Genomic DNA, 21,220 nt, shown 5'->3' with positions numbered 1-21,220 from the left:
GCGATGGCCACGGCACTGGAGACCGGCTTCGACTTCACCGTCCCGCCCGAGCTTTCGGCCCGCTCACCGGTGGAGGCGCGCGGGCTGTCCCGCGACCGGGTGCGGCTGCTGGTCGGTCGCCGGGAGGGCCTCGCCGTCACCCACCACGGTTTCCCCGAGCTGCCCGAACTCCTGCTCCCCGGTGACCTATTGGTGGTCAACAACTCGGCAACCCTGCCTGCCGCACTGTCCGGACGACTGCCCGACGGTGCGCCGGTCGCCGTGCACCTCTCCTCGGCCAGGCCCGGTCCGGACGGCGGCCACCTGGTCGAGCTGCGCCGTCCCGGCACTGGAGCGCCCGAGTACTACCCGCCGGACCTGTCGCCCGCCACGGCCGGGTTGCGGATAGCGCTGCCCGCCGGTGCGGTCTGCGAACTGACCGCGCCGTACACCGCCCGGCTCTGGCGGGCCCGCCTGACCCTCCCCGGCCCGGTCGTGGGGTACCTCGCCGACCACGGCAAGGCCATCCGGTACGGCTACGTCGACCGGGACTGGCCGATCGAGGCATACCGGACGGTGTTCGCCAGCGAGCCGGGAAGCAGTGAAATGCCCAGTGCGGCACGTCCGTTCACCGCCGATCTGGTGGCGAGGCTGGTCGTGAGAGGAGTCCTGGTCGCGCCGGTCACCCTGCACGCGGGCGTCGCCTCGCCCGAAGTCCACGAGACCCCGTACCCGGAGTGGTTCCGGGTGCCGGGGGAGACGGCGCGCCTCGCCGAGCACGTGCGGGCGGCGGGCGGCCGGGTCATCGCGGTCGGCACCACGGCGGTGCGCGCACTGGAGTCCGCAGTGGGCCCGGACGGTCGGCTGCGGGCCGCCGAGGGCTGGACGGACCTCGTGATCACGCCCGAGCGCGGCGTGCGGACGGTGGACGGACTGCTCACCGGCTGGCACGAACCCCGCGCCTCGCACCTGCTGATGCTCCAGGCCGTCGCGGGCCGTCCGCTGCTCGACCGGTGCTACGCCGAGGCGATCCAAGCCCGTTACCTCTGGCACGAGTTCGGGGACGTGAACCTGCTGCTCCCCTGGTGAGCGCGGCGGTGGACGGGGTGCCGCCGCCGGTGCGGAACGTGCCCACCGGGCCGCAGTCCGTCACCGTCGGCGGGTGGTTGACGCGGCAGGAGTGCCCGGTGAAGTGGGTCAAATTTCGCAAGTGGGGCATATCCCAGGATGAGCCCCTCGAAGGGAGGCCCCTCGATGTTCCTCCTCGGACTTCTGCTACTCGCCGTGACCGGTGTCTTCGCTGCGCTGCTGATCGCGCAGAACCTCGACGCGGGTTCGGACTACGGCGTCATGCTGTTCAACAACCACATCGCCACCATGAACGCCCTTGAGATCTTCCTCGCGGGCATCGCTCTCACCCTGCTGTTCGGCCTGGGCTGGCTGCTGGCCTCGGCGGGGGTGCGGCAGCACCGCCGCCGGGTCGTCGCGCGCCGAGCGGGCAAGCGGGCGGTGGCGGCGGCCGGCCGGGAGTCGACCGCCGATCCCGAGCTGGACGCAGCCCTGCGGGACACGGAACGCGGGCAGTCGCCCCCGCCTCCCCGGCGGCACCACTTCGGCCACCGGTTCGGCCACTGAGGGGCGCGGCGGTACGACCGGCACCCGGGCGGGCGCGGCCGGAAAATCCGGTGCGCCCGGCGGGGCCGGGTGACAGGATGCCGAGGTTCGTCCGATGACGGTCAGGAGAGTCGAGATGCGCCAGGTTCCCGGAAACCCCAAGCTCCCCGTTCGTACGAGCGTTTCCGAGGATTCCGCGACTCATGACCATTCTGAACATCGGCATTCTGGCGCATGTCGACGCCGGTAAGACGAGCCTGACCGAGCGACTGCTGTTCGAGACCGGAGCCATCGACCGGCTCGGCTCGGTGGACGCCGGTACCACCCAGACGGACACCGGCGACATCGAGCGCGAGCGCGGCATCACCATCCGCTCCGCGGTGGCCTCCTTCACCACCGGCGGTCTCCAGGTCAACCTGATCGACACCCCCGGCCACGTCGACTTCATCGCCGAGGTGGAGCGCGCGTTGCAGGCCCTGGACGCGGTGGTCCTGGTGGTGTCGGCGGTGGAGGGCGTCCAGGCGCAGAGCCGCGTCCTGATGGCCACCCTGCGCAGGGCGGGCATCCCCGTGCTGATCTTCGCCAACAAGATCGACCGGGCCGGGGCCCGCCACGACGAGCTGCTGGCGGGTGTCCGCAGCCGGCTCGCACCACGCGTCATCCCGCTCAACACGGTTGAGGGCATCGGCACTTCGGCTGCCCGGGTCACGCCGCACACCCTGGCGGACCCGGACTTCCACACCCTGGTCACCGACCTGCTCTCGCTGAACGACGACGCACTGCTGACCCGCCTCGTGCTGGACCGGCCGCCGTCCCACGCCGACCTGTGGGCGGGCGTCGCCGACCAGACCGCGACCGGTCTGGTCCACCCGGTCGTCTTCGGATCGGCCCGCACCGGAGAGGGGATCGACACCCTCCTCGACGGCATCACCCGGTTCCTCCCGATCCCGGCGGACGCGCCGGCCGATGCGCCGCCGTGCGGCACCGTCTTCGCGATCGAACGCGGACGGGCCGGCGAGAAGATCTGCTGTCTGCGCCTGTTCGCCGGGCGGGTGGCCCGTGGTGACCGGCTGACCTTCCACCGGCGCGAGGCGGACGGCCGGACCGGCGAGTACCAGGGACGGGTCACCGAACTGACCGTGGTCGGCCCGGCGGAGCCGCCGCCGGCCACCGGGCCCGCAGCGGCGGCGCCCGTCGCCGGGGCGGGCAGCATCGTGCGGCTGCGCGGGCTGTCCGGGATCAGGGTCGGCGACCGGCTGGGCGCACCGGAGCACGGCGGCGGGCAGGTCGGTTTCACCCCGCCCGCCCTCGACGTCGTGGTCCGCCCGAGGGAGCCCGGCTCGGCCCCCCGGCTGCACGCGGCCCTGACCGCGCTGGCCGAGCAGGACCCGCTGATCCAGGCGCGCGCGCTGCCCGGCGGCGGGACGTCGGTGCTGCTGTATGGCGAGGTGCAGCGCGAGGTGATCGCCGCCAGGCTGCGCGACGAGTACGCGGTCGAGGCGGTGTTCGAGCCGTCCCGGATCCGGTACACCGAGCGGCCGACGGGCCGGGGCGAGGCGGCCGAGGCGATCGACCGGCGTGCCCGCAACGAGTTCTTCGCGACCGTCGGCCTGCGGGTCGAGCCGGCAGCCCGAGGCTCCGCCGTGAGCTTCCGGTGGGAGACGGAACTGGGCGCGCTGCCGCGCGCCTTCCACCGGGCCATCGAGGAGACCGTGCACGACTGCCTCCAACAGGGGCTCTACGGCTGGCCGGTGACCGACTGCGTGATCACCCTGACCCGCACCGGTTTCGCGAGCCCGGTCAGCACCGCGGCCGACTTCCGCAAGCTGACCCCGCTGGTCCTGATGCGGGCGCTCGCGGAGGCCGGGACCAGGCTCTACGAGCCCTGCCACCAGTTCGAGGTGGAGGTGCCCGCCGATGCCGTGAGCCCGGTCGTCGCCAGGCTCGCCGGGCTGGAGGCCGACATCGTCCGGTCGTCCGCGCAGGGGGACGGCTGGCTGATCGAGGGCGGCATCCCGCTGCGCCGGGTGCAGAACTTCAAGCGGGAGCTCGCTGCGCTCTCCGGGGGCGAGGGGGTCTGGTGGTCCCGTCCCGCCGGGGACCGCCCGGTCGCCGGTGCCTACGCGGTCGGCAGCCGGACGGACGGAAACCCGCTCAACCGCGCGGAGTACCTGCGCCACCTCGCGCACCGCGGGCAGGCGTAGTGACGGCCGCGCGCTGAGCCCGGGTCCCGGGACGCCCGCGCACTGGTCCGCACCACCGTCGGACCGGTGGGTCACGTCCTGTGCCGTGTCCTCGTCCACGGCACTCTAGGGGGCGACTCCTGGTCCCAGCAGGTCGCGCACGGCGACCGCGACGGCCTCGGCGCGGCGTCGCGGGTCGTGGTCCGTGCTGGCCCAGGCGATGCGCGCGTCCGGTCGGATCAGGACGCTGGTGACGTCGTGCCACGGTTCGGCGGAGACCCCGCGGTCGACGGCGGCGGCATGGTGCGCGACGTCGTCGCAGTCCACGGCTCCGGTTCGCGGCGTGTGCCTGCCGTCGAGGTCGAGCAGCACCATCCTGCCGTCGTGCAGCAGCGCATGAGGGGCGGTGACCGCAGTCGTGCCGGTGCGCAGCGCGAGTCCGGCAAGCCGTGTCCCCGCCATGGGGTGGGCAGGCGGGCCGTCGGTTCCGGCGGGGACGGCGTAGCGCGGGTCACCGAAACCGGCTACTCGTCGGGCCCACAGCAGGTTGGTCTCCGGCTGTGCCAGGGCTTCGGAGAAGGCGTCGCGCAGGGCGACCTCCTCCGGTGTTTCGGCGCAGAACAGCGCGGCCTGGGCGCGGGTGTTCGCCATGACCGCCGCCGCTGCCGGGCGCCGTTCGGTGTCGTAACTGTCGAGCAGGGTGGCCGAGGCACGTCCCCGTACCGTCGCTGCGAGCTTCCAGCCGAGGTTGGCGGCGTCCTGGATGCCGAGGTTCATGCCCTGACCGCCGGCGGGGAAGAACATGTGGGCCGCGTCTCCGGCCAGCAGAACGCGTCCCGAGCGGTAAGTGGCGGCCTGCCGGGTGGCGTTGCCGTACCGGGAGAGCCACCGGGGCGAGTGCATGCCCAGGTCGTGGCCCACCACCGCGCGGGTGTGCTCCCGTGCCTCCTCCAGCGTCAGGGGCGCGCCGGTGCCGCTGCGCATGGTGGCCGTGGAGGCTCCCGCAATGCGGTACAGCCCGTTCCCCAGCGGAGCGGAGAGCACGACGCCCGCGGGCCCTCGGGCCATCAGCGGCTCCTCGGGCGGATCCGCCAGGACGACGTCGGCCAGCCAGCCGGTCAGTGTGGTGTCGGAGCCGGGGAAGCCGATTCCGGCGGCCCCGCGGACGGTGCTGCGGGATCCGTCGCACCCCACCACCCAGGTGGTGCGCAGTGTCACGTGCCGGCCGTCGGAGCGGACGACGAGTTCGACGCCCTCGTCGTCCTGGGTCAGCGAGACCAGTTCCTGCCCGCGCCGCACCTCGGCCCCCATCGACGTGGCGCGCTCTTCCAGGAGTTGCTCGGTGACGACCTGGTTCAGCGCCAGCGAGAAGGGGTGGACCGCCCCCACCCGGCGGAAGTCCAGCCGGGTGCCGGCGGCGCCGAAGTGTCCGGTGGGGACCGGCGTCCCGCACTCGATGAAGCGCTCGGCGACACCGCGGGTGGCGAAGGTGTCCAGCGTGCCGGCCTGCATGCCCACGGCGCGTGAACGGGGGTCGCGTGCCGCGGCCTTCTCCAGGACGAGCACCGACACGTCGTGCAGTCGCAGTTCGCCGGCGAGCCAGAGCCCGACCGGTCCGGCTCCCACCACGATCACGTCGGCGTCTGCCCGGGTGGAGGTGTGTATGTCGTGCCCCATCGCGCTCACCTTCCTCTTGTCCAGTGGATAAGAGAAAGCCTGACACCCCGCACCCTGTCTTGTCCAGTGGACAAGGCAGGGTGCGGGGTGTCGGACGGGAGAGTCACGCGTCACGGGAACGCCGGCGCCGTCTCGACGTCATCGGCGGTGGGTCGGTGCGGCAGCGGCACGGAACGAGCTCGTCATCGTCCCTCCGGGGCGCGGGCGGCGACGCGCGCAGGCCGCATCGCGGCCCCCGCCGCCAGGTGTGGGAGGCCGCCGGTGCGGGGGCGCTTCACGTGCGGCCGGTTGCGGCCCCTGGCAGTGGTCGGCCGCTGATCGCGATCGCCCGCGTACTCGCGTCGGACGCTGCCCCGGCGGCCCGCCGGACGGATCACCCACTGCTGCACGGGCGACGACGAGCGGCGCGGCCTCGCCCGTCGTCCGCTGCCGGCGCGTCGCCCAGCCGGGCGTCGGAAGGCGGGTGGCACCCCTTCGCTTCGTTCGCCGCCGTGCGCACATCCGGTCGACGAAGGGGGTGCGGCGCCGGTTCAGTCGGGCGCGTTGAGCAGGGAACGGAGCCCGAAGGCGAATCGCTGGTCGAAGTCGGCCGCCATCAGGTGCGCCGATGTCTCGGCGTCGGCAAGGCTCGGGTACGGGCCTGCGGCGACGGCGGCCCGCAAGGAGTCGGCCTGGACGGGTTCGTGAGCCTGCTGCTCGATGGTCAGGCCGAGAACGAAGTAGAAGACGGACCAGTGCAGCCAGACGGCTTTCTGCGGATCCCGACCGAGCTCCTTCAGGGCGCCGATGGAGGCGTCGGCGAAGGCCAGGGTGTGCGGACCCGTGGAGACCAGACCGCTGATCAGGCGAGCGCCGTCGCGGTGCGCCAGCAGGGCGTGGCGCAGGCGCCCCCAGAGCACGGTCAGCCGCTCGTGGGGCTCGGCCGGCAGGTGCACGTCGGCGACGGAGCCGATGATGCGCTCGCAGAGCAGTTCGAGAAGCCCCTGCTTGTTGCCGATGTGCCACCGCACGGAGTTGTGCCGCACGCCCAGGCGGTCGGCGACGGCCCGCAGGGTCAACGCCTCCAGGCCGTCGTCGTGGAGTACGGCCAGGGCGGCGTCGGCGATCGTTTCCCTGGTGACGGCCATGCGCTCGGCTCCCCGCGTTCAGCAGACACTCGTTGTCCACCGTACAGGGGTGCCGGTGTGCCCGGCGGAGGAGGCCCGGAGACGGTGCGCATCGACAGCCGCCCCGGTTCTCCGGCCCGCTCGCGACTCCACCGCCGTCGCCGACCCGGCCCGACCGGCCGGGCCGATCGCGTCGAACCTGTGGATCACGCCCCGCGCCGTGTCCTCATCCGCCTGGACCGGCACCGCCTGGACCGGCACCGCCTGGACCGGCTGGGCGATCGGACCTTCGCCGGCCACTGCCGGGCGGGAGCGCCCTCCCGGTCAGCTCCCGGGTCGACGGCCGAAGTGCACGGTCCTCGCGGCCAGCAGGAACAGGTCCGTACGCCGGTCGACACCCGCCGGGTCGGCCGGGTCGAGCAGTCGGTCCAGCGTCGCCGCGTCGTCGGCGTCCAGGTGCTCGGCGAGGCTTGCGCGCTGCCGCTCCAGCGTTCGCCGGACCGCCTGGCGCGGCCCCTCGGGCAGCGGCGCGGGAAGGTCCACCAGGAAGGTCCTGCTGCGCACCTCGGCGAGCCCTGCGCTCCGCAGCATGCCGGGCCAGTCCTCGGCCACGGCCACCGTGCCCGGCAGCTCGGCGCGCATCCGGGAGAACCGGTCCGCCACCAACGCGTCCAGCCGGGCCGCCAGTTCGGGACGGCCGAAGCCCAGGTCGCGCGGCAGCCAGCGGCTCGGCAGACCGCCCTCGACGATGGCCAGCACGCCGCCGGGCCGCAGCAGCCCGGCCAGCCGGTCCAGCGCGTCCTGCTGGTCGCCGACGTGGTGCACGACCTGCCCCGACCACACCAGGTCCGCCGGTCCCAGCGCGGCGAGGCCCGCCGGGAACTCGGCCACCCTGGTCCGCAGTCGGACGCCGAGCCGCTCGGCCCGTGCCTCGGCGCGGGCCAACAGCTCCGGCGTCCCGTCCACCGCGGTGACCTCGGCCTGCGGGAACGCCGCCGCCAGCCGGCAGGCCGCGACCCCCGGGCCGCTGCCGATGTCCAGGATCCGCCGCGGGGCCGGCCGGCTCGGGTCCGCCAGCAGCTCGAAGGCCTGCTCCAGGTAGGGGCTGTGCGTCTCGCCGTCCAGCTCCAGCAGGTCGGCCATCGCGGCCCAGTCGAAGTCGTTCATCGCATTCGCTCCCACGCTCTTGCTCGATCGGATCCGGTCCACCGCACGGGCCGTCCACGTCCTCGGGCGGCCCGGCCTCGACACCGTCGCCGGGGCTGCCGCCGCCGTCGCCAGGGCGGTGGCCGTCGCTGTCGCCGACGATGCGCCCGGCCGGGCCACCTTGACAAACCTTGTTGCCGTTTCCGCAAATGGAGGCATGGAAGACGTGCTCGCCGCCGTTGGGCCCAGGCTCAAACGCATCCGCCTGGAGCGCGGGTGCACCCTGGCCGCACTGTCGGAGACCACCGGGATCTCGGTCAGCACGCTGTCCCGGCTGGAGACCGGACAGCGGAAACCCAGCCTGGAACTGCTGCTGCCGATCGCGCACGCGCACCAGGTCCCGCTGGACGAACTGGTCGGGGCGCCGCCGGTCGGCGACCCGAGGGTGCGGCTGAAGCCGGTCAGGCACGGGTCGTCGACGGTGCTGCCGCTCACCCAACAGCCCGGCGGGCCGCAGGCGTTCAAGATGGTCATCGGCGCCGACCGCAACAAGCCCGACCCGCGGTCGCACGAGGGCTACGAGTGGATGTACGTGCTCAGCGGGCGGCTGCGGCTGGTCCTCGCCGAGCACGACATCGTGCTCAAGGCAGGGGAGGCCGCCGAGTTCGACACCCGGGTGCCGCACTGGTTCGGCAGCACCGGGGAGGCGCCGGTGGAAGTCCTCAGCCTGTTCGGGCCGCAGGGCGAGCGCATCCACGTCCGCGCGAAACCCGGCGCCAGGTAGCGCGCGGGCCGCCGGCCCACCCGGGTGCGGGTGCCGGCGCGAGTGTTGGCGCGGCGCCGGAACAGCCGACCGGTTCGCTCAACTGTCCGTTCGTCCGGGCGGGTTGGACGGCGGCCTGGCCATCCGGCTCCGGCGCCCCGCCCGGCCGGGAGACGCTCCGGGGTGGGCGGCGGGCCGGGGGTCGGCAGCGTCGGGCGGCACACCCCGCGCCTCGCGTCCCCCACCGCGTGCGGCGAGGTGCGGACAGGTGTGCGTTCGCCCGGACGGTGGCGGGGTTTTTGCATTCGGCGAGCGTCGTGTGATCGGCTGTTGGTCCGATCTGCCCGCATGGGCATTGCCGACGAGGAGAGTGACCCATGGCGGGCTTCGGCTGGAAGCTGCACGGCGACGGAAGGAGTCCGGCGCCCGGAGCAGTGGTGAAGCCGGACGAGCGGCTGAGCTGGGGACGCACCATCGGGCTCGGGGCTCAGCACGTCGTGGCCATGTTCGGGGCGACGTTCGTGGCGCCGGTCCTGATGGGGCTCGATCCCAACCTGGCCGTGATGCTCTCCGGCGTCGCGACCATCTTCTTCCTGCTGGTCACCGGCGGACGGATCCCCAGCTACCTCGGCAGCAGCCTGTCGTTCGTCGGTGTGGCCGCCGTGATCAAGGCGCAGGGCGGTGACGCCGCCACGCTGACGGGTGCTCTGCTGGTGGTCGGGGCGGTGCTCACGGCCTGCGGCGCCGCGATCCAGGCGGCGGGCGCCCGGGTGATCCACGCGGTGCTGCCGCCGGTGGTGACCGGCGCGGTGGTCATGCTGATCGGCTTCAACCTGGCACCGGTCACGGCCGGGACGTACTGGCCGCAGGACCAGTGGACCGCGCTGCTCACCATGCTGTTCACCGGACTCGCCCTGGTGGTGCTGCGCGGTTTCTGGTCGCGGATCGCCATCTTCCTCGGCCTGGTCTTCGGGTACGCCGTCTCCTGGATCTTTGACCGGGTCCTCGGGCAGATCCACTCCGCCACCGGCGCAGGCACGGTGACGGACCACTGGCGGCTCGACCTCTCCGGTGTCGGCAAGGCCGACTGGATCGGCCTGCCGACCCTGCACACCCCGAACTTCTCCGCCTCCGCCGTACTGGTGGCGCTGCCCGTCGTGGTCGCACTGATCGCCGAGAACGCCGGACACGTCAAGGCGGTCGGCGAGATGACGGGTGATCCGCTGGACGACCGGATGGGCGCGGCGATCATGGCGGACGGCGCCGCCACCATGATCTCCACCAGCGTCGGCGGACCGGCCACCACCACCTACGCCGAGAACATCGGCGTGATGGCCGCGACCCGGGTCTACTCCACCGCCGCGTACTGGTGCGCCGCCGGGTTCGCGATTCTCTTCGGTCTCTGCCCGAAGTTCGGCGCGGTGGTCGCCGCGATCCCCGGCGGGGTGCTCGGCGGGATCACCGTCGTCCTCTACGGCATGATCGGCCTGCTCGGCGCCCAGATCTGGGTGCACAACCGGGTGGACCTGACCAACCCGCTGCACCTGGTCCCGGTGGCCGCCGGCGTCATCATCGGCATCGGGAACGTGTCCCTGAAGTTCACCGACGACTTCTCGCTCAGCGGCATCGCCCTCGGCACCCTGGTGGTCCTGCTCGGCTACCACGTGCTGCGCCTGATGGCCCCGGCCCACCTGAAGCAGCAGCCCCCACTGCTGGACGCGGGCACCAGCGAGTACGACGCGGGCACCTCGGACCGCTGACCGGCCATCCGGCTGCCACCTGGCCGTCGGCCCGCTCGGCGGTCAAGCCCGTCAGCCCGTCAGCTCTTGCGGAGATCCGGGGCCGGGACGCCGATCAGCAGGCGGCGCAGGGCGTCCCAGGCGGCGCGCAGGGCTCGGGTGAGTGCGGGGGAGTCGTCCGCCATGACGCGGACCCAGGCGCCGCACTCCTCGGGCAGGGTGCTCACGCCGTACGTCAGTCCGCTGGGCCGCAGCGCTCCGTGCAGGGCGTCGGCGACCGCTGCGGCGGGGGCCAGCGGGGTGACGGCGAACAGGGTGGACATCAGGCCGTAGCCGTCCAGTACGGCCGGGCCGTCGACGCCCCCGGGCGCCCCGCCCGGCTCCAGCCGGACGGTGTCCACGGCCAGCAGTCCGCCATCGGGCCGCTGGATCTCCAGGTCGCTGTAGAGCATCCGGTAGGCGTTGCGCTCGCCCCGGGCCAGCCGCCCGGCGGCGATGGTCTCGCCGACCAGGACGGTGGCGCCCGGGTCGACCGTGACCACGGTGTGCTGGTAGAGCCTGGCGTCTCGGTAGGGGATCAGCGGGTCGGGCAGGTACTCGACGTAACTCCCGTGTGCTGCGGTGATGTTGATGACCTGGGTGGCGTGGTCGAACTCCATCCGGTGCACCTTGGTGGCGGCCTGGGTGGTCAGGTGCACGGCGGTGCCGGGGCCGCAGTCGACGTCGATCCGGTTGCGGTCGGCCTGGACGATCCCGCCGCCGGTGGACATCAGGAAGGTCACCGGCAGGTCGGGCCGCAGCGGGTCGATGTACAGCGGCCGCACGATCTGCAACGGTGACTTCTGGTAGCGGTCGACCAGCTCGGTGCGCCCGCCGACCCTGGCGTAGCGCAGTTCGAGCAGGCCGACCTTGCCGGGGCGCCCGGCGGCCAGGGTGTCGGGTCGGCCGGTGAGGTCGAGCATCCGGTCCGGTACCCGGCGGGGTTCGTAGTGCGCGGGATCCAGCCGCGTGGGCGCCGAGGTCATGCGGGAACCGCCTGCGAGGCGGCCGCCCCGGGAACGGCCGCCTCCCGGCGGGTCGCCGCCGGGTGGGCGAGGAGGAAGTCGGCGATGGTGCCGAGGCCCTCGCCGGTCAGCGAGTTGGTGAGGACGACCGGCCGGCCGTCGCGGACCGTACGGGCGTCCGACTCCATCGTGCCGAGGTCGCAGCGGACGTACCGGGCGATGTCGATCTTGTTGATGACGAGCAGTTCGCACTCGGTGATGCCGGGGCCCTTCTTGCGCGGCATCTTGTCGCCCTCGGCGGTGTCCAGGACGAACAGGAAGAGGTCGACCAGGGCCGGGCTGAAGGTGAGCGTGAGGTTGTCGCCGCCGCTCTCGAAGAGCAGCGTGTCGATGGCGGGGAAGCGTGCCGTCAGCTCGTCGGCGGCGGCCTGGTTCATCGTCGGGTCGTCCCGGACGGCGGTGTGCGGGCAGGCGCCGGTCTCGACGCCGACGATCCGGTCCGCGTCCAGGACGCCGTCCAGGGTGCGCCGGACGTGCGCGGCGTCCTCCGAGGTGTAGATGTCGTTGGTGATGACGGCGGGAGTACGTCCCCGTCCGATCAGGACCGGGACCAGCGCCTCGATCAGCGCGGTCTTGCCGGAGCCGACCGGACCGGCGATGCCCACCCGCAGCACGCCGTCCTCGGGGCGGCGGACGAGCTCGTCGTGGTCGTGGTGGTGGTGGGATCCGCGTACCTGCGTGGGGTCGTGCATGGCAGTCCTCGTGGGAAGTCGGGAGCGGGAAGTCGGAAGTGGGGAGCGGGAGAAGCCGGGAGCGGGAGAAGCCGGGAGCGGGAGGAAGGGAGCGGGGAGTGGGGACGTCCGGCGGAGTGTGCCGGGCGGAGCCGGTCGGGTAGGCGGTCCTGTGGCCGTCCCCGCCCCGGGAGCTCAGCTGGCGAACAGGCGGGCGTCGGCGCGCTCGTGGCGTCCCGCCATCACGTCGGCCATCGGCGTGCAGCCGCCGAGGTCGGCCAACTCGCGGTTCAGGGCCGCCTCCACGACCTCCTCGATCACCGGGGCCGCGCCGTGCAGGACGACCTGTGCCCGCCGGTGGTCGGTGAGCCGCAGCCGGAGGGCGGCCCCCACGAAACTGGCCGCGAAGGCGAACAGTTCGCAGGTGACCGCCTGCCGCGCCGGCACGCCGTTCCCCGCGTGGACGGCGGCGGCGACGACCGGCTGGCAGCCGTGGACCCGGCCGTCCCGGTACAGCTCCCGATAGCGGCCGATCTCCGGCGTGCCGTAGACCTCGTCCGCCAGATCCAGCAGCTGCCGTCCGGTGCGGATCGCGGCCTGCCGGGCCTCGCGGCCCAACTTCGTTGCGTACAGCCGTCGTTCCACGGCCACCAGCCGGTCCCAGTCACCGGCGCTCACTGCGCGGTGGGCGAGGGCGAGGGCGGTCGCGTCGGCGGGGCCCGTGCCGTGCCGCAGCAGGTCGTGCAGGAGGGCGGGCAGGGTGCGCGGCGAGACCGCGCGCGCCTGCTGGTAGCCCTCCAGACCGTGGGAGAGGGTGTAGTAGCCGCTGGGGAAGGCCGAGTCGGTGAGCTGGAGCCCGGTCAGCAGCGCCGGGATCGGCATCGGATCGTTCAAGCCGGGTGTCCTGACGTGTGGTTGGCGGTGCGCCGGTCCGACGGCCGCCGGGGCGGTGGATCAGACGATGTAGAAGAGCTGGTTGAGCGGGAGGCGCTCGGCCGGTTCGATGGTGGCGGGCTCGCCGTCCAGCGTGACCTTGTACGTCTCCGGGTCCACCTCGATCCTCGGCAGCGCGTCGTTGCGGACCATGTGCTGCTTGCCGACCGTCCGGCAGCGCTGCACCGGCTCGATCCTGCGCTGCAGGCCGAGTTCGCCGGGGACGCCCGCCGCGATGCCGGCCTGCGACATGAAGGTCACCGAGGTGCGCTGCCGGGCCCGGCCGTACGAGCCGAACATCGGCCGGTAGTAGACCGGTTGCGGGGTGGGCAGCGAGGCGTTGGGGTCGCCCATCAGCGCCCAGTTGACCATGCCGCCCTTGATGATGAGCTTGGGCTTGGCGCCGAAGGAGTGGATCGGCCAGAGCACGATGTCGGCCAGCTTGCCGGGCTCCAGCGAGCCGATCACATCGGCGGCGCCCACCGCGACCGCCGGGTTGATGGTGAGCTTCGCCAGATAACGCAGGACGCGGGCGTTGTCGTTGCGCGAGCTGTCCTCGGCCAGCGCGCCGCGCATCTCCTTGCAGTGGTGGGCGGTCTGGAAGGCACGGGCGAAGGACTCGCCGACCCGGCCCATGGCCTGGGAGTCGGAGGAGAAGATGCTGATCACGCCGAGGTCGTGCAGCACCGTCTCGGCCGCGATGGTCTCCGCCCGGACCCGGCTGTCGGCGAAGGACACGTCCTCGGGGATGTCCCGGGACAGGTGGTGGCAGACCATCACCATGTCGAGCAGCTCGTCCACCGAGTTGACGGTGTACGGCAGAGTCGGGTTGGTGGAGGACGGCAGTACGTTGGCCTCGCCCGCGACCCGCATGATGTCGGGGGCGTGGCCGCCGCCCGCACCCTCGGTGTGGAAGGTGTGGATGGTGCGGCCGTCGATCGCCGAGAGGGTGTCCTCGAAGAACCCGCCCTCGTTCAAGGTGTCGGTGTGGATGGCGAGTTGGACGTCGTACTGGTCGGCGACCCGCAGTGCGTTGTCGATCACGGCGGGGGTGGCACCCCAGTCCTCGTGCACCTTGAGGCCGGCCACGCCCGCCTCGACCTGCTCGCGCAGCGCGTCCGGCAGGCTGCCGTTTCCCTTGCCGAGAAGACCGACGTTGACCGGCAGGTCCTCCACGGCCTCCAGCATCCGGTGGATGTTCCACGGCCCCGGGGTGCAGGTGGTGCCGTTGGTGCCGTCGGTCGGCCCGGTGCCGCCGCCGAAGAAGGTGGTGATGCCGTTGGACAGTCCCTCCTGGGCCTGCTGCGGCGAGATGAAGTGGATGTGGGTGTCCACGCCGCCGGCCGTGGCGATCAGGTGCTCGCCGGAGATCACCTCGGTGCCGGGGCCGATCACCAGCTTCGGGTCGACGCCGTTCTGCAGGTGCGGGTTGCCGGCCTTGCCGACGGCCACGATCAGACCGCCGCGGACGCCGATGTCGCCCTTGACGATGCCGAGCACCGGGTCCATCACCACCACGTTGGTGATGACCAGGTCCAGCGCACCCTCGCGGCCCAGCGCGGCGGGGTCCTGGGCCATGCCGTCCCGGATGGCCTTGCCGCCGCCGTAGACGGCCTCGTCGCCGTAGGAGCCGGCGTTGTGGTCGTACTCGACCTCGACGACCAGGTTGGTGTCGGCCAGGTGGAACCGGTCGCCGACGGTCGGGCCGAACAGGTCGGTGTACTGCTTGCGCGGCAGGAGCGCCATCAGGCGTCGGCCCCTTCGTTCTCGTCGTTCGTCGAAGCGTCGGTCGAAGCGTTCGTGGAACCGCTGGTCGTAGCGCTCGTGGAGGCGTGCACCGGCGTGTCCGCCAGTGCACCCGCCAGTGCACCCGGCAGTGCACCCGGCAGCGCACCGGTCAGGGCGGCCGGCAGGGTTGCCGTCGGCAGCGGGGCCGACGCACCCGCCGTTGCGTTCTCCGGCGCGGCTCCGGGCGTGTTCTCGAAGCCCAGTTCGGCAGCGCGGCGCAGTGCGGTGCGGCGGGTGTCGGGTGCGGACAGGCCGCCGTCCACGAGCCCGGCGAAGCCGACCAGGCGGCGGGTGCCGCCGAACGCGCACAGGCCGACCTCGCGGGTGTCACCGGGCTCGAAGCGCACTGCGGTGCCGGAGGGAATGTCCAGGTGCATGCCGTACGCGGCCTCGCGGTCGAAGCTCAGGGCGCGGTTGGCCTCGAAGAAGTGGTAGTGCGAGCCGATCTGAACGGCCCGGTCGCCGGTGTTGGCGACGGTGAGCCTGGCCGTGGCCCGGCCGGCGTTGATCTCGATCGGATCATCGCCGTAGAGGTAGTGAGCTCCCCCGGACATCCTGCTCTACTCCTTGGTGTGCAAAGTCGGCGGTTCTGACTCCGAGTCGGCAGTGCGGCGGTGCACCGCACGGCGCTGCACCGCACGGCACAGCGCAGCGCGGCCCAGCACATCGCGGTGCGGCGTGCGGCGAGGCGGGCCGGGCGGTGGGGTCAGGCGTGGATCGGGTCGTGACACGTGACCAGCTTCGTACCGTCGACGAAGGCGGTCTCGACCTGGAGCACGCTGAGCATCTCCCGCACGCCCGGCATGACCTCGTCGGCCGTGACGACCTTGCGGCCGAGCTCCATGCACTCGGCGACGGTGTGGCCGTCGCGGGCGGCCTCCAGTACGGCCTCGGTGATGAGCGCGGCGGCTTCGCTGTAGTTGAGCTTGGTGCCCCGGTCGCGGCGGCGCCGGGCGAGGTCGGCGACCACGTAGACGTGGAGCTTGTCGATTTCCCGCGGCGAGAGGTTCAAGGCGTCACTTCGCTTTCTCGGTGGAGGGACCGGGCCGGTCCGGCGCTGGACCGGCTGCGGAGAAGGCGGCACCGGCGGTATCGGCGGTGGAGAGGAGCGGGGTGAACACGGGCGGATCAGGTCGGCGCGCCACTCGTGGGGGAGGCGGACCTGATGGGGACGGTGCCGGCTGGAGGCCGGGGCCGAAGGCTGCGCGGCGTCGTGGTCCATGACCCACGGGCTAGCTCTGGGGACGCCCTTTCCGGCGCTTGCTCCGCAGCCTGCATACGTACTCCCGAGAACGTCGTCCCGCGCGCCAACACCGCCTGGTTCGGGCGGTGTTGTTCGTGCTCTGCTCCCGGATCGGAACAGTACGCCTGACCGGGCGGGAGGCAAGCGGCCGATATCGGGTACGTAGCGTAGCCGATTGCGTGCCGAGTGGAATCATGCCTGGTGGGAGTGGTCGTGCAGATGCACGGATGCGGGGGCGGGTGATTCACGGCGCCGGAAGAGTTGACAAAGTGTTGAATGTTTTCGGGCCTGGCGTTGACCGATCGGGCCCCCGCGGGGCCGGTCCGGGAGTCCGCGACGGAAGGGCTGCGACCTGAACACGACAACAGGGCACGGCGCCTGACGACCCGTCCGCTCAGGCGGGCCTTCGCTCCGCGTCCCTGACGGCCGTCGCTCCGGAGGTACGCGAAGGCCCGACCCCTGGAAGGCGCCGGCTCCGGGGTCGGGTCTCGGGTTGCGGGCTACTCGTACCGGTAGAGCAGCGCTTCGCGCTCGGCCTGCTCGATCATTTCGACCGTCAGTCCGGGGATGTCCAGGTGGGAGAGGGTGACCTGGGCCGAGCTGGGCGCGGCGTCGAGGGCCGGCCACTTCTCGGGCTTCCAGGCGCCGGCTCGCAGGAAGGACTTCGGGCAGTGCCCGTACACCTCCTCGACCGCCACCACGACGGCGCTGCGCGGCGGCTTGCCCACGGCGGTCAGCTGTTCCAGCAGCCGGGGGTCGGTGGAGACGCAGGCGCGCCCGTTGACCCGCAGGGTGCTGTCACGGCCGGGTATGACGAACAGCAGCCCGACCCGGCCGGTCTCGACGATGTTGTGCAGGCTGTCCAGCCGCTTGTTGCCGGTGGCGTCCGGGATGGCGAGGGTGTGCGCGTCCAGCACCGAGACGAACCCGGGCGGGCCGCCCCGGGGCGTCACATCGGCCCGGCCGTCCGCACCCGCACTCGCCATGAACACCAGCGGGGCGCAGCCGATCAGCTGCTGGGCGCTGTCGAGCAGCCGGTCGACCTGCTTGCGGCGGGCGTGGTCGCCCGGCTGTTCGTAGACCTCGCGCAGCTGGCCGGTCTCCCGCAGGGCGGTGGCGTTCAGGGCGTCGAAGAGCCGGCTCGCGGCCGGTGGTGTTGTGGTCACGTACGGGCAATCTAGCCGAGTGCCAAGGGCGCGGACAGGGGATTTCACCCCGTGGGCGGCGATTGCCCGGCCGGGCCGCGAGCGGCACGCGGTGGATCTCGTCGGCGCGGTGCCCGGCGCGCGCGTGCGCCCGCTGGACGGCCTCCTCGGACGGTGCTCCGCCCGCCTCCGGCCGGAAGTTCGCCGCTCTCCCGGAGGTCGGCTCACGGTGAAGTCAACTCCCCGCCGTATCGGTCCGGTTGGTGGCGGGGTGGGCGAGTCCGACGAAGGCCCGGTGCGGGGGCGTGCGTGCCGACTCCCGGCGCCTGCTGGGCGCCTGGCGCCGACGCCAAGGCCGCCTCACCCTCGTCCCCGCCCTGCCGGCCCGCGCCTCGCGCCCCCGTCGGCTGTGCCCCGCCCCAGCCCCCGCCGCCCTCGACCGTGCCCCCGGCCGGGACCGGCGCAGCCGGTGCATCCCACCGCCCGGCGCCCCGCAGCGGACGGTCGGTCCTTCCCTTGAGCGGGCCGGTTGCGAGCCGTACGGATCCGGGTGGCCGGTCCTCCGTCGACTCTCGCGCTATTCCCGGCCGCAGCGAGTCGGCCGAGTGAATCAGGCCACAGCGAAACCCCCTCCTGGTTCGCCGGGGATCATGGCACAATGACGGCAATAGCAGTGACGTTCAGCGCACTCCGGGGTCGGTGAAAATCCGAACCGGCGGTTACAGTCCGCGACCCGTCCGCAGCCAGCGGCCGGTTGATCAGGTGAAATTCCTGGACCGACGGTTAAAGTCCGGATGGGAGGCGTGCGCGGGCGGACGAGCAGTGCCACGGCTCCACCCGAAGAGCCGCGGAAGGCGTGCCGGGAGGACTCCGTCCCGTGTGCCGGTCACAGACCGGTGCCGAGGGGGTTTTCCGGGCAGTCCCGCACCTTGCTGTCCGTGTCCTCATCCCATGCCGCCCCGGAGTCCGCGTCCCAAGCGCGAGGAGAATCCGGGTGTTCACCGGCATCATCGAAGAGCTCGGCGAGGTCGTCTCCATCGAGGAGTTCGGAGAGTCCTCGCAAATCCGTCTGCGCGGCCCGGCGGTCCGTTCCGGTGCCAAGCACGGTGATTCCATCGCGGTCAACGGCGTCTGCCTCACCGTTGTCGACACCTCCGACGAACTGGCCGCCGCCAGTGACGAGTTCACCGCCGACGTGATGGCCGAGACGCTGCACCGCTCCAGCCTCGGCACGCTGCGCCCCGGCGACCGGGTCAACCTGGAGCGGGCCATGGCACTCGGCGCCCGGCTCGGCGGGCACCTGGTCCAGGGCCACGTCGACGCGACCGGCACCCTGCTCGCCCGCGAGCCCGGCGAGCTCGACTCCGCCGGCAACCTGCGCTGGGAGGTGCTGCGCTTCTCGCTGCCGCAGAGCATCGCCCGGTACCTGGTCGAGAAGGGCTCGATCACCGTGGACGGCATCAGCCTCACCGTGGTGGAGGCCGCCGTCGACAGCTTCACCGTCAGCCTCATCCCGGCCACCCTCGCCCTCACCACCCTCGGCACCAAGCAGATCGGCGAGCCGGTCAACCTCGAGGTGGACGTGCTCGCGAAGTACGTCGAGCGGCTGCTCGACAGCCGTGCCCTGCCGGTCACCCTCGCCCCACCCACGGCGCTGGAGGACGTGTCGTGAACTGGCTCAACGACACGGCCTTCGCGGTGCTCGGCCAGCCGGTCAAGTGGACCGACATGGTCGGCAACCTGCTCGGTCTGGCCGCGCTCGCGCTGGGCTGGCGCCGTTCGATGTGGACCTGGCCGGTCCAGCTGCTGTCCGCGGTCGTCCTGGTCGCCGCCTACCTGTCCGGCCACCTGGCCGGGCTGGTGGGCAAGCAGGGCATCGTCGTCGCCGCCGCCGTCTGGGGCTGGTACCAGTGGCAGCGCGGCCGCCGCAGCAGCGGCGACATAGCGGTCCGGTTCGCCACCGGGCGTGAGCGCGCACTGCTGGTCGGCGCCACCGCGCTGGCCACCGTGGGCCTGGCCGAGCTCTTCCTCGCCGTCCCCGAGCTGTCGTGGAGCCCGTGGGCGGACGCGTACATATTCGTCGGCACGCTGGCGGCGATGTACGCCCAGGCCAGGGGCTGGGTCGAGTTCTGGTTCGCCTGGATAGCCGTCGACATCGTGGGCGTCCCGCTCGCCTTCACCAGCGGCTACACCTTCTCCGGCCTGACCTACGTCATCTACTTCGTTCTGGTGCTGCTCGGCCTGCGCGCCTGGTGGCTGCGCACCCGTACGCCCCGTGCCGTCGGCACGGCCGTCCTCCAGGGAGCCACGGCATGACCACTCACCCCGTACCCGGCGTCCGGTCGCCGCTGGACGACAGCCTCGCCCTCGACCCGGTCGAGCACGCCATCACCGACATCGCGCTCGGCCGCCCGGTGATCGTGGTCGACGACGAGGACCGCGAGAACGAGGGCGACATCGTCTTCGCCGCCTCCGCCGCGACCCCCGAGCTGATGGCCTTCACCATCCGCTACACCTCGGGCGTGATCTGCGTCCCGATGACCGGTGACGAGCTCGACCGGCTCAAGCTGCCGCCGATGACCCAGGTCAACGAGGACCGCAAGGGCACCGCGTACGCGGTGTCGGTGGACGCCCGGGACGGCGTGGACACCGGCATCTCCGCCGCCGACCGGGCCCGTACCGTCAGACTGCTCGCCAGTGAGGCCACCGAGCCCGGCGACCTCACCCGGCCCGGCCACGTCTTCCCGCTGCGCGCGGTCGAGGGCGGCGTCCTGGTCCGCCCCGGACACACCGAGGCGGCGGTCGACCTGGCCCGGCTGGCAGGGCTCCCGCCGGCGGGAGCGATCGCCGAGGTGGTCAACGACGACGGCACCATGTCCCGGCTGCCCGAGCTGGTCGCCTTCGCCCGGCAGCACGGCCTGTCGATCATCTCCATCGAGGACCTGATCGCCTACCGCCGCCGCACCGAACTGCACGTGAGTCGCGCCGCCGTCACCACCCTGCCCACCGAGCACGGCGACTTCACCGCCGTCGGCTACAAGGGCACCCTGGACGGGGTCGAGCACATCGCCCTGGTGGCGGGCGGCCTCGGCGCCGACGGCAAGGTCCCGGACGGCGAGGACCTGCTGGTGCGGGTCCACTCCGAGTGCCTGACCGGTGACGTCCTCGGCTCGCTGCGCTGCGACTGCGGCCCCCAGCTGCAGGCCTCGCTGCAGGAGATCGCCACCGCCGGCCGCGGTGTGCTGCTCTACCTGCGCGGCCACGAGGGCCGCGGCATCGGTCTGGCCCACAAGCTGCGCGCCTACGAGCTGCAGGAGCAGGGCCGGGACACCGTGGACGCCAACCTCGAACTCGGCCTGCCCGCCGACGCCCGCGACTACAGCATCGGCGCCCAGATGCTCGCCGACCTCGGCGTCCGCTCGCTGACCCTGCTCACCAACAACCCCGACAAGATCGCCGCACTCACCGAGTACGGCCTCACCGTCAACGGCCGTCAGCCCGTCGCCGTCGCACCCGGCGAGCACAACACCGCCTACCTGCGCACCAAGCGCGACCGGATGGGCCACGAACTGCCCTGGCTCGACGCCAACTCCTGAACCTCCCTACCACCGAAGGACGTACCAACGTGAGCGGCCACGGAGCTCCCGAGCTGACCATCAACAACGTTTCCGACCTGCGGGTCGCCGTCGTTGCCGCGCAGTGGCACGAGCAGGTGATGAACGGCCTGCTGGACGGCGCCCGCCGCGCGCTCAAGGAACTGGGCATCGCCGAGCCGACCGTCGTCCAGGTCCCCGGTGCCTTCGAGCTCCCGGTCGCCGCCAAGCGGCTGGCCGAGCGCGGCTACGACGCGGTGATCGCGCTCGGCGTGGTCATCCGGGGCGGCACCCCGCACTTCGAGTACGTCTGCGAGGCGGCCACCCTCGGCCTCACCCAGGTCAGCGTCAGCACCGGCGTCCCGGTCGGCTTCGGCGTGCTGACCTGCGACAACGAGCAGCAGGCGCTGGACCGGGCGGGCCTGGAGGGCTCCGCCGAGGACAAGGGCCACGAGGCCGTCACGGCGGCGGTCGCCACGGCCGCCACGCTGCGCGCGCTCGCCTGACCGCAGGCGGGGATCGGCAAGGACGCGGGGATCCGCGTGGACGACCGGGCACACAGCCGCACGGTCGTCC

General features: G+C 72.6%; 19 protein-coding genes and 1 riboswitch. Of the genes, 9 read left to right on the top strand and 10 right to left on the bottom strand.

Annotation, left to right across the window (positions count from 1 at the left end; all coding sequences use genetic code 11):
• Window positions 1–3 precede the first annotated feature (3 nt).
• The 3 genes from ACFC1R_RS31920 to ACFC1R_RS31910 all read left to right on the top strand — a co-directional run bounded on the left by ACFC1R_RS31920 (window position 4) and on the right by ACFC1R_RS31910 (window position 3,797).
• On the top strand, window positions 4–1,068 hold the full coding sequence (locus ACFC1R_RS31920) for an S-adenosylmethionine:tRNA ribosyltransferase-isomerase (protein ID WP_375944600.1): 1,065 nt from the start codon (window positions 4–6) through the stop codon (window positions 1,066–1,068).
• A gap of 165 nt (window positions 1,069–1,233) precedes the next feature.
• The gene (locus ACFC1R_RS31915; protein ID WP_375944598.1) at window positions 1,234–1,614 is read left to right on the top strand and encodes a hypothetical protein; all 381 of its coding nucleotides are present in this window, start codon (window positions 1,234–1,236) and stop codon (window positions 1,612–1,614) included.
• Window positions 1,615–1,796: 182 nt separating this feature from the next.
• Window positions 1,797–3,797, top strand: coding sequence for a GTP-binding protein (locus ACFC1R_RS31910; RefSeq protein WP_375944596.1), 2,001 nt, complete (start codon window positions 1,797–1,799; stop codon window positions 3,795–3,797).
• A gap of 105 nt (window positions 3,798–3,902) precedes the next feature.
• Here ACFC1R_RS31910 and ACFC1R_RS31905 read toward each other — a convergent pair whose 3' ends face one another.
• The 3 genes from ACFC1R_RS31905 to ACFC1R_RS31895 form a co-directional block, all read right to left on the bottom strand.
• Window positions 3,903–5,453 carry an FAD-dependent monooxygenase gene (locus ACFC1R_RS31905; RefSeq protein ID WP_375944594.1) on the bottom strand — a complete coding sequence of 517 codons (1,551 nt, stop codon included), beginning with the start codon at window positions 5,451–5,453 and terminating at the stop codon, window positions 3,903–3,905.
• Window positions 5,454–5,983: 530 nt separating this feature from the next.
• The gene (locus ACFC1R_RS31900; protein WP_375944592.1) at window positions 5,984–6,580 is read right to left on the bottom strand and encodes a TetR/AcrR family transcriptional regulator C-terminal domain-containing protein; all 597 of its coding nucleotides are present in this window, start codon (window positions 6,578–6,580) and stop codon (window positions 5,984–5,986) included.
• A gap of 303 nt (window positions 6,581–6,883) precedes the next feature.
• Window positions 6,884–7,726, bottom strand: a complete 843-nt coding sequence (locus tag ACFC1R_RS31895; protein WP_375944590.1) for a class I SAM-dependent methyltransferase — start codon at window positions 7,724–7,726, stop codon at window positions 6,884–6,886.
• A 196-nt stretch (window positions 7,727–7,922) separates the two neighbouring features.
• Here ACFC1R_RS31895 and ACFC1R_RS31890 point away from each other — a divergent pair, with 196 nt between their 5' ends.
• Together ACFC1R_RS31890 and ACFC1R_RS31885 are read left to right on the top strand one after the other, a co-directional pair.
• The gene (locus ACFC1R_RS31890; RefSeq protein WP_375944588.1) at window positions 7,923–8,489 is read left to right on the top strand and encodes a helix-turn-helix domain-containing protein; all 567 of its coding nucleotides are present in this window, start codon (window positions 7,923–7,925) and stop codon (window positions 8,487–8,489) included.
• A 356-nt stretch (window positions 8,490–8,845) separates the two neighbouring features.
• Window positions 8,846–10,228: a uracil-xanthine permease family protein gene (locus ACFC1R_RS31885; protein ID WP_375944586.1), complete on the top strand. Its 1,383-nt coding sequence runs from the start codon at window positions 8,846–8,848 to the stop codon at window positions 10,226–10,228.
• Between the two features lie 59 nt (window positions 10,229–10,287).
• Here the strand turns inward: ACFC1R_RS31885 and ACFC1R_RS31880 are convergent, their stop codons facing one another.
• From ACFC1R_RS31880 to ACFC1R_RS31850, 7 genes are all read right to left on the bottom strand, one after another.
• On the bottom strand, window positions 10,288–11,232 hold the full coding sequence (locus ACFC1R_RS31880) for an urease accessory protein UreD (RefSeq protein WP_375944584.1): 945 nt from the start codon (window positions 11,230–11,232) through the stop codon (window positions 10,288–10,290).
• Window positions 11,229–11,963 (bottom strand): urease accessory protein UreG, encoded by a 735-nt coding sequence (gene ureG, locus ACFC1R_RS31875; RefSeq protein ID WP_375944582.1) that lies wholly within the window; start codon window positions 11,961–11,963, stop codon window positions 11,229–11,231. The genes ACFC1R_RS31880 and ureG overlap by 4 nt, the downstream gene beginning before the upstream one ends.
• 174 nt (window positions 11,964–12,137) lie before the next feature.
• On the bottom strand, window positions 12,138–12,824 hold the full coding sequence (locus ACFC1R_RS31870; RefSeq protein ID WP_375944644.1) for an urease accessory protein UreF: 687 nt from the start codon (window positions 12,822–12,824) through the stop codon (window positions 12,138–12,140).
• A gap of 72 nt (window positions 12,825–12,896) precedes the next feature.
• Complete coding sequence (gene ureC, locus ACFC1R_RS31865; protein WP_375944580.1) at window positions 12,897–14,621, bottom strand: urease subunit alpha; 1,725 nt, start codon at window positions 14,619–14,621, stop codon at window positions 12,897–12,899.
• Window positions 14,621–15,217 carry an urease subunit beta gene (locus tag ACFC1R_RS31860; RefSeq protein WP_375944578.1) on the bottom strand — a complete coding sequence of 199 codons (597 nt, stop codon included), beginning with the start codon at window positions 15,215–15,217 and terminating at the stop codon, window positions 14,621–14,623. The genes ureC and ACFC1R_RS31860 overlap by 1 nt, the downstream gene beginning before the upstream one ends.
• A gap of 152 nt (window positions 15,218–15,369) precedes the next feature.
• Entirely contained in the window at window positions 15,370–15,675 is a 306-nt protein-coding gene (locus ACFC1R_RS31855; protein WP_375944577.1) for an urease subunit gamma, read from the bottom strand.
• Window positions 15,676–16,406: 731 nt separating this feature from the next.
• Window positions 16,407–17,072, bottom strand: a complete 666-nt coding sequence (locus tag ACFC1R_RS31850) for an MSMEG_1061 family FMN-dependent PPOX-type flavoprotein (protein ID WP_375944575.1) — start codon at window positions 17,070–17,072, stop codon at window positions 16,407–16,409.
• Between the two features lie 661 nt (window positions 17,073–17,733).
• Window positions 17,734–17,861, top strand: a riboswitch (FMN riboswitch).
• A gap of 184 nt (window positions 17,862–18,045) precedes the next feature.
• Here ACFC1R_RS31850 and ACFC1R_RS31845 point away from each other — a divergent pair.
• The 4 genes from ACFC1R_RS31845 to ribH are packed head-to-tail and all read left to right on the top strand — an operon-like array spanning window position 18,046 to window position 21,150.
• On the top strand, window positions 18,046–18,723 hold the full coding sequence (locus ACFC1R_RS31845; protein ID WP_375944573.1) for a riboflavin synthase: 678 nt from the start codon (window positions 18,046–18,048) through the stop codon (window positions 18,721–18,723).
• Complete coding sequence (pnuC, locus tag ACFC1R_RS31840; RefSeq protein WP_375944572.1) at window positions 18,720–19,367, top strand: nicotinamide riboside transporter PnuC; 648 nt, start codon at window positions 18,720–18,722, stop codon at window positions 19,365–19,367. Before ACFC1R_RS31845 ends, pnuC begins: the two co-directional genes overlap by 4 nt.
• The gene (locus tag ACFC1R_RS31835; protein ID WP_375944570.1) at window positions 19,364–20,647 is read left to right on the top strand and encodes a bifunctional 3,4-dihydroxy-2-butanone-4-phosphate synthase/GTP cyclohydrolase II; all 1,284 of its coding nucleotides are present in this window, start codon (window positions 19,364–19,366) and stop codon (window positions 20,645–20,647) included. Before pnuC ends, ACFC1R_RS31835 begins: the two co-directional genes overlap by 4 nt.
• Before the next feature lie 29 nt (window positions 20,648–20,676).
• The gene (gene ribH / locus ACFC1R_RS31830) at window positions 20,677–21,150 is read left to right on the top strand and encodes a 6,7-dimethyl-8-ribityllumazine synthase (RefSeq protein ID WP_375944568.1); all 474 of its coding nucleotides are present in this window, start codon (window positions 20,677–20,679) and stop codon (window positions 21,148–21,150) included.
• The last annotated feature ends 70 nt before the right edge of the window (window positions 21,151–21,220 follow it).

Source organism: Kitasatospora sp. NPDC056138 (assembly GCF_042264695.1).
Lineage (GTDB): Bacteria > Actinomycetota > Actinomycetes > Streptomycetales > Streptomycetaceae > Kitasatospora.
Note: the sequence above shows the minus strand (reverse complement) of the source record. Positions and strands in the feature narration are given on the sequence as shown.

Excerpts from the sequence above, each read along its gene's own strand:
- ureG (WP_375944582.1), bottom strand. The coding sequence starts at position 11,963 with ATGCACGACCCCACGCAGGTACGCGGATCCCACCACCACCACGACCAC.
- ACFC1R_RS31890 (WP_375944588.1), top strand. The coding sequence starts at position 7,923 with ATGGAAGACGTGCTCGCCGCCGTTGGGCCCAGGCTCAAACGCATCCGC.
- ureC (WP_375944580.1), bottom strand. The coding sequence starts at position 14,621 with ATGGCGCTCCTGCCGCGCAAGCAGTACACCGACCTGTTCGGCCCGACC.
- ACFC1R_RS31915 (WP_375944598.1), top strand. The coding sequence starts at position 1,234 with ATGTTCCTCCTCGGACTTCTGCTACTCGCCGTGACCGGTGTCTTCGCT.
- ACFC1R_RS31920 (WP_375944600.1), top strand. The coding sequence starts at position 4 with ATGGCCACGGCACTGGAGACCGGCTTCGACTTCACCGTCCCGCCCGAG.
- ACFC1R_RS31835 (WP_375944570.1), top strand. The coding sequence starts at position 19,364 with ATGACCACTCACCCCGTACCCGGCGTCCGGTCGCCGCTGGACGACAGC.
- ACFC1R_RS31895 (WP_375944590.1), bottom strand. The coding sequence starts at position 7,726 with ATGAACGACTTCGACTGGGCCGCGATGGCCGACCTGCTGGAGCTGGAC.
- ACFC1R_RS31860 (WP_375944578.1), bottom strand. The coding sequence starts at position 15,217 with ATGTCCGGGGGAGCTCACTACCTCTACGGCGATGATCCGATCGAGATC.
- ACFC1R_RS31880 (WP_375944584.1), bottom strand. The coding sequence starts at position 11,232 with ATGACCTCGGCGCCCACGCGGCTGGATCCCGCGCACTACGAACCCCGC.
- ACFC1R_RS31870 (WP_375944644.1), bottom strand. The coding sequence starts at position 12,824 with ATGCCGATCCCGGCGCTGCTGACCGGGCTCCAGCTCACCGACTCGGCC.
- ACFC1R_RS31905 (WP_375944594.1), bottom strand. The coding sequence starts at position 5,453 with ATGGGGCACGACATACACACCTCCACCCGGGCAGACGCCGACGTGATC.
- ACFC1R_RS31900 (WP_375944592.1), bottom strand. The coding sequence starts at position 6,580 with ATGGCCGTCACCAGGGAAACGATCGCCGACGCCGCCCTGGCCGTACTC.
- ACFC1R_RS31910 (WP_375944596.1), top strand. The coding sequence starts at position 1,797 with ATGACCATTCTGAACATCGGCATTCTGGCGCATGTCGACGCCGGTAAG.
- ACFC1R_RS31885 (WP_375944586.1), top strand. The coding sequence starts at position 8,846 with ATGGCGGGCTTCGGCTGGAAGCTGCACGGCGACGGAAGGAGTCCGGCG.